Raw genomic sequence first — 9,188 nt, 5'->3', positions numbered from 1 at the left:
AGGGGACAGACCGGAGGACGAAGTCTGTAGGGCTGGCACCGCACCCAACAACCACCCAGCCCGCCGCAGGCGCAACGGCGAGACCACCCGCGGCGGGACGGCCAGCTACGTACGGGGCGCCGCAAAGCACAACGGCGACCAAGCCCCGCGACGGGACGGCCAAGTACGTGGGAGGCGCCGCAAAGCGCAACGGCGACCAAGCCCCGCGACGGGAAAGCCAAGTACGTACGGGGCGCCGCAAAGCGCAGCGGAACGGCGGGAAACTACCCCAGATACTGGGACAAATAAGCCCGCAGCAGTGACTTCGCCTCGGTGACGATGGCCGGGTCGCCGGCCGGGTCGACGCGGAACGCCAGTTGCAGCAACGCGTCGGCCGTTTCGACGCCGACGAGGAAGGCCGTGCGGAGCTGCGCATCGGCCGGGTCCAGGCCGAGGCGCCCCGCGAGGAGGGCCAGGAGGCGGTCCGCGACCTCGTAGTTCGCCTGGCGGGACTCGCGCGGCGCGGGGACCGTGAACTCGACCAGGGCGAACCCCGGGACGGTCCGTTTCATGGCGAGGTACTCGTCGATCACGACGTCCATCGCCCGGCGCCATTCCAGCCGCTGCCCCTCCGGCGCGGTCAGCCGGGCGGTGATCCGGTCCGCGTAGGCGTCGAGGTTGCGGTGGGCGAGTGCCTCGGCCATGGCCCGTTTGTTGGGGAAGAAGCGGTAGACCGAGCCGATCGGGACGCCGGCCCGGCCGGCCACGGCCCGGGTACTGAGGTCCTCGTAGCCGGTCTCGTCGAGGAGTTCGGCGCAGGCGTCGAGGATGCGGGCCAGGCGCTGGGCGCTGCGCCGCTGCACGGGGGCGCGGCGCAGGGAGCGGGGCGGCCGGTCGGGGCGCGGGGGCGGGGGCTGCACCCGTCCATCCTGCCCGCCCTTCCGGCCGGGAGTGTCCGTTGACGGCCCACCCCCGCAATCCTAAGGTCTTCCATAGGATTCCTTGAGCGGCGGGAGCGCGCGATGACAGGCACGGCCAACGAGCAGGCGAGGAAGACGGCCGAAGGGCTGGTGTACGCCACCGGGTTCGGCAACGAGCACAGCTCGGAGGCCGTCCCGGGCGCGCTTCCGACGGGCCGCAATTCCCCCCAGCGGGCCCCGCTCGGGCTGTACGCCGAGCAGCTCAGCGGTTCGGCGTTCACCGAACCGCGGGCGGCCAACCACCGCTCCTGGCTGTACCGCATCCGCCCGTCGGCCGCGCACCCGCCGTTCGTCCGCGCCGAGCCGCGCGCGGTGCGCTCGGCGCCGTTCACCGAGTGCGCCCCCGACCCCAACCGGCTGCGCTGGAACCCGCTGCCCGACCCCGAGGGCCCGACGGACTTCCTCGACGGGCTGTGGACGCTGGGCGGCAACGGCGACGCGGCGCAGCGCAGCGGCATGGCCGTGCACCTGTACCACGCCAACGCGTCCATGGAACGGCGGGTGTTCAGCGACGCGGACGGCGAGTTGCTGATCGTCCCCGAGCGGGGCGGGCTGCTGCTGCGCACCGAGCTCGGGCTGCTGCGCGCCGTACCGGGCGAGGTGGCGCTGATCCCGCGCGGGGTGCGGTTCCGCGTCGAGCTGCTGGACGCTGCGCCCGACGGGCAGGGCCCGGCAGCTCGCGGTTACGTCTGTGAGAACTACGGGCAGCCCTTCCGGCTCCCCGACCTCGGTCCGATCGGCGCCAACGGCCTGGCCAACGCCCGGGACTTCCGGGCGCCGGTCGCCGCCTACGAGGACGTCGAGGGCCCCGTCGAGGTCGTCAACAAATTCTGCGGCAACCTCTGGACCGCCACCTACGACCACTCGCCGCTGGACGTCGTCGCCTGGCACGGCAATCACGTCCCGTACGTCTACGACCTGCGGCGCTTCAACGTCATCGGGTCGATCAGCTATGACCACCCGGACCCGTCGATCTTCACGGTGCTGACCTCGCCGTCCGACACCCCGGGGCTGGCCGGCGTGGACTTCGTGGTCTTCGCCCCGCGGTGGCTGGTCGGCGAGGACACCTTCCGGCCGCCCTATTTCCACCGCAATGTGATGACCGAGTACATGGGGCTGATCGAGGGTGCCTACGACGCCAAAGCGGAGGGCTTCGTGCCGGGCGGCGGGTCGCTGCACAACATGATGTCGGCGCACGGGCCGGACCGGGAGACGTTCGACAAGGCGAGCGCCGCCGAGCTGGTGCCGCAGAAGATCGACGACGGGCTGGCGTTCATGTTCGAGACCCGGTGGCCGCTGACGCTCACCGCCCAGGCCCGGGACGCCGGCCATCTGCAGCGCGGTTACGACGACGTGTGGCAGGGTCTCCAGCGCCACTTCCGCCTGTGACATCCGGGGACCGCTCGTGACCACCTTCGCTCCCGACTCGCTGGACCTGAACCGCAAGCTGCCGCTGTGGTACCAGGTCTCGCAGTCGTTGCGCGCCTCCATACTGGGCCGCTCCCCCGACGCCCCGCTGCGGCTGCCCACCGAGGACGCGCTCGCGGCGCACTACGGCGTGAGCGTGCTGACCATGCGGCAGGCGCTCAAGGAGCTGGAGGCGGAGGGGCTGATCAGCCGGCACCGGCGCCGTGGCACGTTCATCGAGCCGAATGCGCGGCGCGGTGCGCCGGTGCGGCTGCTCGGCTCGGTGGACGCGATCGTGGCCCAGCAGTCCGGGATGAGCACCGAGCTGCTGGACCACGGACCGGTCGCGGTCCCGGCCGAACTGGCCGAGTACTTCCCCGGGTTGACGGAGGTGGCCGGGTTCCGCCGGTTGCGCAGCGACGAGAAGACGGGCGAGCCGACCAATCACGCGCGCAACTACGTGCGCCCCGACGTCGCGGAGCGGGTCGACCCGGCGGATCTGCTGCGCTGGCCGATGACGAAGGTGCTGCGGGACGCGGTGGGGGTCCGGATCAGCCGGATCACCGACACGGTCGAGGCCCGCCTGGCCGACCCGGAGACGGCCCGCCTCCTGGAGGTGCCCCTCCTCAGCCCGATCCTCGATTACACGGGTGTCACCTACGACACCGACGGCCGCCCGGTCGACGTCGCGCGTATTCACTACCGGGGGGACCGCTTCTCCTTCACGGTGACGCTGGACGCGCACTGACCGCGCCGCCGGCCCGTTCCGCGGGCCAGAGCTCCGTGCACGCGTCGAGGACGCGGGTCACCGCCGGATGCGGATGTTCGGCCCGCCAGACGGCGTCCAGGCGGAGTTCGGGCGCGGGCCCCGCGAGGGGCACGAGCGTGATGCCGCGCGGGAGTTGGTGGGCGAGCGAGGCCACGACGAGGTTGACCCCGCGCCCGGCGGCGATGGCGGCCCAGGCGTTGGAGCCGGAGGCGGTCTCGTCGAGCACCGGCTCGAATCCGGCGGCCCGGCAGGCACCGGCCACCGCGTCGTAGTAGCCGGGCGCCATCTCGCGCGGCCACAGCTGGAACGTCTCGTCGCGCAGCCCGGCGAGCTCCACGGCCGGGGCCCCGGCGGCCGGATGGCCGTCGCCGACCGCCGCCATGAGCGCCTCGCGCCGCACGGTCCGCCGGGCGATGCCCTTCGGGTAGCCGGCCCGGGGCGCGAGCGCGAGGTCGCAGCGCTCCTCCCGCAGCGTCCGGCAGACGTCGGCGGCGAAGATCTCCCGGGTCTCCACCTTCAGCCGGGGCGCCCGGGCGGCGAGGTGGGCGGTGAGCGCGGGGAGGGTCTCGTACACAGCGGTGACCGTGTAGGCGATGCGCAGCTTCCCGGCCTCGCCGTCCGCCACCGCCCGGGCGTGCTGGGCCGCGCGGCCGGCGGCGGCGAGCAGCCGCTTGCAGTCGGCCAGGTAGGCGGCGCCGGCCGGTGTGAGCTCGACCCGGCGGGAGGTGCGGTCCAGCAGCCGTACGCCGAGGGTGTCCTCCAGCGCCTTGATCTGCTGACTGAGAGCCTGCTGGGCGACGTACACGTCGTCGGCGGCGCGGGTGAAGCTGCGGCGCTCGGCCACCGCCACGAAGTACCGCATCTGGCGCAGCTCGGGTTCCATGCGACCGCATGGTAGGGCCGCCCGGCCGCCCCCGTCGACAAGCCCGCCTTGTCGACCGACAACAAGCTGCGCTTGTTGACGAGGGGACCCGCGCCTAGCGTGGTCCGGGCTGAACGACCAAGTACAGCAAGCCCGTTGACCCTGGGGGACGCATGATTCTGGTGACAGGTGCGACCGGCACCGTCGGCCGGCCGCTGGTGCGCGCGCTGCGCGCCCGTGGCGCCGCGGTCCGTGCGCTGGTACGTGACGCGGGCGGGGTGCCCGCCGAGTGGGACGACGGCGTCGAGCCGGTGGTCGCGGACCTGGACGACGCCGGCTCGCTGGTGGCGGCCGCGGAGGGTATCGAGGCGGTCCACCTGCTGACTCCGGTCGGCCCGGACGCCGCACGGCAGGCCCGGAACGTGATCGACGCCGTCGCGGCAGCCGGCCGCCCCAAGGTCGTCCTGCAGGCGGCGATCGGCGTGCGGCACCGGACCGTCCCGGTGCGGTTCTTCGACGCGCACACCGCGGCGCTCGACCACCTCGAGGCCGGCGGCCTGCCGTGGACGGTGCTGGCGCCGAACGGCTTCCTGCAGAACTTCCTGGGGCTGCTGCCGGACCTGCGGCGCACCGGCACGCTGGCGCTGCCCACCGGCGACGCCGCCGTGTCGTACGTGGACGCCCGCGACATCGCCGAGGTCGCCGCCGCGGTGCTCACCACGGACGGCCACGAGGGCGCGGTGCTCGATGTGACCGGCCCGCGGGCGATGGACCACGACGAGATCGCCGAGCGGCTCGGCAGTGCCCTCGGCCGGGCGCTGACCTACCGTGCGATCACGCCGGAGCAGGCCCGTACCGCGCTGCTCGGCACGGGCATGTCCGCGTGGCAGGCCGACGGGCTGGTCGAGCTGTACGGCCTCTACGCGGCCGGTGCGGCCCGGGTCGTCTCCGACACCGTGCCCCGGTTGCTCGGCCGTCCGGCCCTTCCGATCGAAACCTTCCTCGCCGACCATGCGACTGCCCTGCAGGCCGGCCCCGTTCCCACTCAGGAGAATCTGCGATGACCACCGAGTACATCCGCTACACGATCACCGACCCCACGCGGCGGGCCGCCTTCGAGCAGGCGTACGCGGCGGCCGCCGAGCAGCTCGACGCGGCGCCCGAGTGCCTCGGGTACGACTTGGCACACGGGGTGGAGGAGCCCGAGCACTACATCCTCCGCATCGAGTGGACCTCCGTCGAGGACCACCTCAAGGGCTTCCGCGGCGGCCCGCACTTCCCCGCCTTCCTCGCTCATGTCAGGCCGTACATCGGTGACATCGAGGAGATGAAGCACTACGAGAGCACGTCGGTGACCTCCGTCGGCGGATGAACGACCGCAGCGCGGGGCGCGGCCCGGTCAGATCCTCTCCAGGCTGCGCCCCGTGCTGCGCGGGCCCAGCGCCGCCACGTTCGCGCAGAGCAGCAGCATCAGGCCGGCGGAGCCGGTGAAGACGGCGGCGGGGCCGAGATGTGTGAGGGCGGGGAGGGCGATGAAGGGGAGGACGACCGAGGTGAGTCGGGAGAGGGAGTAGGCGATGCCGATGGCGCTGCTGCGCAGGCCGGTGGGGAAGAGCTCCGTCTGGTAGACGTGGAAGGCGTTGGAGAAGACGTTGCTGGCCACCGTCAGCAGGAAGCCGAAGGCGACGATCGCCCAGGTGGCGTCGGCGAAGCCGAAGGCCAGGCCGCAGCCGGCGATGGCCAGTGCGGCGGCGATGATCAGGGTGCGGCGCTCGATCCGGTCGATGAGCGGGACGGACAGCGCGGAGCCGAGCGGGTAGCCGCAGAAGCTCAGCGCGGCGTAGAGCAGGGAGTCGGTGACGGTGTGGCCCTTCGCGGTGAGCACCACCGGTGCCAGTGACCCGAAGCCGTAGTAGCCGACGGTCTGCAGGACCTGGAAGATCCACCACATGACGGTCCGCCGGCGGTAGTCACCGCGGAACATCGCACCGAGCGGCACCCGCCGCTCCGGGACGGGCTCGGTCTCCGGTACGGAGGGCAGGCTGCCGCCGGTCTCCCGGGCGGCCCGCTCCTCCAGCCCGGCCACGATCCGCTCAGCCTCCTCGTGCCGCCCCTGCACGGTCAACCACCGTGGGGATTCGGGGAGTTGGCGGCGGATCAGCTGGATGAAAGCGGCGCCGAGCGCACCGGCCACCAGCAGCCAGCGCCAGCCGTCGATGCCCCACAACCGGTGCGCGGCCACCAGCCGGGCGCCGAGCAGTGCGGCGACCGGCACGCCGACGAAGCCCAGGGTGTAGGCGTGGGCGAGGTACCGGCCGCGTACCGCCCGGGGCAGGAACTCGGCGAGGTAGGTGTCGACCAGCACGAGTTCGGCGCCCAGGCCGAGGCCGGCCAGGAAGCGCAGCGCCAGCAGCCACGGCAGGTCCGGGGCGAAGGCGGCGGCCAGTGAGAACACCGAGTAGGCGCCGAGGTTGACCAGGAACATCCGGCGCCGTCCCAGGCGGTCGGCGAGCACCGAGAGCAGGTTCGCGCCGACGAACATGCCGAGGAAGCCGGCGGCGATCACCCAGGACTTCGCGGTGTGGCCGAGGTGCCACTGTTCGGCGAGGACGGCGGCGAGCACTCCGCCGAGGAAGATCTCGTAGAGGTCGAAGAAGGCGCCGATGCCGACGACGAGGGTGGTCCGGCGGTGCCACCGGGACGCCGGCAGCCGGTCCAGCCGTGCGGCGGCCCGGTTGCCGATGGGGCTTCCCCCGCGCCGTTCAGGCGTGGGGGAGGTGGTGTCCGTCATGGCGGTCCTCCCCTGAGCAGGTCCCGGCGCGATGGGGTCCTCCCGCGCCGTTCAGGCGTCGCCGGAGGAGCAACGTCCGCACCGCGGTGCCGGGCGTACGGCGAGGACCGTACTCCGCCAAGATCAGTAAGCGGAAGACCGCGTCGGGTCGCCTGGGAGGGTGGATCCGGTCCGGCCGGCCGGGCGGAGCCGCGGGGGCCGTCGCTACCATGCCGGGGTCAACCGAACGGTCCGGGAGGGGCTCCGCGTGACGGCGAAGCAGGACGCGCCACGGCTGTCCGATCTGATGCCGTGGTCCGTGGCGCCGCTGCGGCTCGGCCGTTCCTGGGTCCGGTCGCCGGATCCGGCGGCGCTGCGGGCCCGTTGGCGGGCGCTGGTGGCCGCCGAGGACACCGCGGCCCGCGAGCGCCTGTTCCGGCCGTCCCGGGCCCGGACGCTGTACTCCGCGGTCGGCCAGCTGCCGGGCCAGCGGACCGCCACCGGGCGGCTGTACCGCGCGGCCGGCCCGTGCCCCGAGCCGGTGCGGATCCAGCACGGCCCGTTCGACCAGCAGTGGCTGCTGCCCGACCACCGGCTGATCGACGCGGCCCGGCCCGAGCTGTGGCGGGTGGCGGACGCCCGGCAGCTGTACGCGGTCGAGCCGGGCCGGCTGCCGCAGCCGGCCGGGCCCGCGGTGGTGTGCGCGGCGCTGCTGCCCGACGGGCGGTCGCCGGCCGGACGTCCCGGCCGGATCCATCCGCTCTACCGGCGGCCCGGCGGCCGTGAGCCGAACCTCGCCCCCGGGCTGCTCGCCCTGCTCAGCCGCCGGCTGGACCGCCCGGTGGAGCCGGCGCAGCTGCTCGCCTGGGTGGCCGCGAGCGCCCGGCACTCCCCCGACGGCGCCGTGGTGCCGCTGACCGCCGATGCCGGGGTGTGGACGCGGGGCGTGGCACTGGGCGAGCGGCTGCTGTGGCTGTACACCCGCGGCGGGTACGTGCCCGGGGACGGCCCGCCCGAGGGCTGCGCGGGTCCCGGCGGGCGGCCCCGGATGCCGGGCGGCCGCCGCCCGTACGTCCGCGCCGCGCTGCCGGCCCGGGGGCTGCCGCGGAGCCTGGCGTACGACCCGGCGGACGAGGCGCTGCTGCTCGGCGACGGCGGCCGGATCTCGCCGGTGCCGCAGGGCGTGTGGGACTTCTCGGCGGGCGGGGTGCGGGTGCTGGCGGACTGGTTCGCCGGCCGCACCGGCACGGCGGAGGACGGTACGGCGACGCCGCCGGAGGCCGGTTCGCTGGCGGCGCTTGGTCCGGCCAACTGGCCGCAGGAGTGGACCTCGGAGCTGCTGGAGCTGATCACCGTACTGGCACTGCTGGCCGAACTGACGCCGGAGCAGCAGGAGTTGGCGATGGCCACCGCGGACGCACCGCAGTTGCCGGCCGGTGAGCTGCGGGCCACGGGTGTGCTGCCCCCGCCGTCCGCGGCCCGCCGCCCGGCGTCCGTGCTGGACCACCACGAGGAGGGCCCGGACGGGCAGTTCGCGCTGGTGTGAGCGCCGTTGGCCGGTGGCCCGTCGCCCGGTGGCCGTCCGTCCCCGTGGCCGCCCGGGCCGTGCCTAGCCGGCGGCCGGGCCCGCGTAGGCGTCCAGGACCCGGCCGATGAGCCGGTCGAATACCTCGTCGGGGTCGCCGACCGGTCCGCTGCCGGCCAGCACCCGGGCGATGAGGGGGTACTGGCCGGTGGCCACCGCCGACGTCAGATAGCCGGCCTGGGCCGCCTGCCGCTGTTCCGGGCTGTGGCCGGATTCCTTGGCGCGCTCGGCGGCCGCCTGCTCGGCGGAGGCCATGGAGACGACGGTGCCGTTGAGCATCGAGATCAGTTCGAGCTTGAGCGCGTCGTCGAGCCCGGAGTGCTCCAGTACGGCGAGGGAGTGCTCCATGTAGCGCAGCGCGTTGGGCCCGAGGAAGGTGTGGGACAGCACGGCGCCCGGCAGCCAGGGGTGCCGGCGCATCATCTCGCGGGCCTGGCGGGCGAGCTGGAGCAGTTCGGCGCGCCAGTCGCCGGACGGGCGGTCGGGCAGCCGGTATTCGCCGACGGCGAGGTCGACCATGAGGTCGATCAGGTCGCCCTTGCCGGGGACGTAGTTGTAGAGCGACATCGTGGCGCAGCCGACCGCGGTCGCCACCCGTCGCATGGAGACCGCCGCGAGCCCGGACTCGTCGGCGATCCGCACCGCGGCCTCGGCGATCTCGTCGCGGGTGAAGGCGGGGCGGGGGCCGCGGCCGGCCCGCTCGGGTCGTGCCCAGATCACCTCGGGTCCGGCCGCGCGGCCGCTTGCTGCCATGAATCGATCACCTCGTCACCATTCTAGTGACGTGGGCGCGCACGTCCTGGGGGACGGTGCCGGCCGGCTCCGTGGGGGCGGGC

General features: G+C 74.0%; 9 protein-coding genes. 5 read left to right on the top strand and 4 right to left on the bottom strand.

The genetic code is table 11. From position 1 onward, the window contains the following. Positions 1–263 precede the first annotated feature (263 nt). A complete protein-coding gene (locus ACGF4C_RS38110; protein WP_393573051.1) occupies positions 264–899 on the bottom strand; it encodes a TetR family transcriptional regulator in 636 nt (211 codons plus the stop codon). 102 nt (positions 900–1,001) lie between these two features. On the opposite strand from ACGF4C_RS38110, the gene hmgA reads away from it, so the two are divergent. Beyond that, positions 1,002–2,348 carry a homogentisate 1,2-dioxygenase gene (gene hmgA, locus ACGF4C_RS38105; protein WP_393573049.1) on the top strand — a complete coding sequence of 449 codons (1,347 nt, stop codon included), beginning with the start codon at positions 1,002–1,004 and terminating at the stop codon, positions 2,346–2,348. A gap of 16 nt (positions 2,349–2,364) precedes the next feature. Beyond that, the gene (locus ACGF4C_RS38100) at positions 2,365–3,114 is read left to right on the top strand and encodes a GntR family transcriptional regulator (protein ID WP_393573047.1); all 750 of its coding nucleotides are present in this window, start codon (positions 2,365–2,367) and stop codon (positions 3,112–3,114) included. Here the strand turns inward: ACGF4C_RS38100 and ACGF4C_RS38095 are convergent. Further along, the gene (locus tag ACGF4C_RS38095; RefSeq protein ID WP_393573045.1) at positions 3,089–4,018 is read right to left on the bottom strand and encodes a LysR family transcriptional regulator; all 930 of its coding nucleotides are present in this window, start codon (positions 4,016–4,018) and stop codon (positions 3,089–3,091) included. The two genes, ACGF4C_RS38100 and ACGF4C_RS38095, sit on opposite strands and share 26 nt — an antisense overlap. A gap of 152 nt (positions 4,019–4,170) precedes the next feature. On the opposite strand from ACGF4C_RS38095, the gene ACGF4C_RS38090 reads away from it, so the two are divergent. Together ACGF4C_RS38090 and ACGF4C_RS38085 are read left to right on the top strand one after the other, a co-directional pair. After that, entirely contained in the window at positions 4,171–5,061 is an 891-nt protein-coding gene (locus ACGF4C_RS38090; protein WP_393573043.1) for an SDR family oxidoreductase, read from the top strand. Next, positions 5,058–5,369 carry a putative quinol monooxygenase gene (locus ACGF4C_RS38085; protein ID WP_393573041.1) on the top strand — a complete coding sequence of 104 codons (312 nt, stop codon included), beginning with the start codon at positions 5,058–5,060 and terminating at the stop codon, positions 5,367–5,369. The genes ACGF4C_RS38090 and ACGF4C_RS38085 overlap by 4 nt, the downstream gene beginning before the upstream one ends. Before the next feature lie 27 nt (positions 5,370–5,396). Here the strand turns inward: ACGF4C_RS38085 and ACGF4C_RS38080 are convergent, their stop codons facing one another. Beyond that, positions 5,397–6,788: an MFS transporter gene (locus tag ACGF4C_RS38080; protein ID WP_393573039.1), complete on the bottom strand. Its 1,392-nt coding sequence runs from the start codon at positions 6,786–6,788 to the stop codon at positions 5,397–5,399. A gap of 247 nt (positions 6,789–7,035) precedes the next feature. On the opposite strand from ACGF4C_RS38080, the gene ACGF4C_RS38075 reads away from it, so the two are divergent. Then, a complete protein-coding gene (locus ACGF4C_RS38075; RefSeq protein WP_393573038.1) occupies positions 7,036–8,313 on the top strand; it encodes a type ISP restriction/modification enzyme in 1,278 nt (425 codons plus the stop codon). 63 nt (positions 8,314–8,376) lie between these two features. On the opposite strand, the gene ACGF4C_RS38070 is transcribed toward ACGF4C_RS38075, so the two are convergent. Continuing rightward, entirely contained in the window at positions 8,377–9,105 is a 729-nt protein-coding gene (locus tag ACGF4C_RS38070) for a TetR/AcrR family transcriptional regulator (RefSeq protein ID WP_393573037.1), read from the bottom strand. Between the last annotated feature and the right edge of the window lie 83 nt (positions 9,106–9,188).

This window comes from Streptomyces sp. NPDC048197 (assembly GCF_043202395.1).
GTDB lineage: Bacteria > Actinomycetota > Actinomycetes > Streptomycetales > Streptomycetaceae > Streptomyces > Streptomyces siderophoricus.
Note: the sequence above shows the minus strand (reverse complement) of the source record. Positions and strands in the feature narration are given on the sequence as shown.

Excerpts from the sequence above, each read along its gene's own strand:
- hmgA (WP_393573049.1), top strand. The coding sequence starts at position 1,002 with ATGACAGGCACGGCCAACGAGCAGGCGAGGAAGACGGCCGAAGGGCTG.
- ACGF4C_RS38095 (WP_393573045.1), bottom strand. The coding sequence starts at position 4,018 with ATGGAACCCGAGCTGCGCCAGATGCGGTACTTCGTGGCGGTGGCCGAG.
- ACGF4C_RS38090 (WP_393573043.1), top strand. The coding sequence starts at position 4,171 with ATGATTCTGGTGACAGGTGCGACCGGCACCGTCGGCCGGCCGCTGGTG.
- ACGF4C_RS38085 (WP_393573041.1), top strand. The coding sequence starts at position 5,058 with ATGACCACCGAGTACATCCGCTACACGATCACCGACCCCACGCGGCGG.
- ACGF4C_RS38080 (WP_393573039.1), bottom strand. The coding sequence starts at position 6,788 with ATGACGGACACCACCTCCCCCACGCCTGAACGGCGCGGGGGAAGCCCC.
- ACGF4C_RS38070 (WP_393573037.1), bottom strand. The coding sequence starts at position 9,105 with ATGGCAGCAAGCGGCCGCGCGGCCGGACCCGAGGTGATCTGGGCACGA.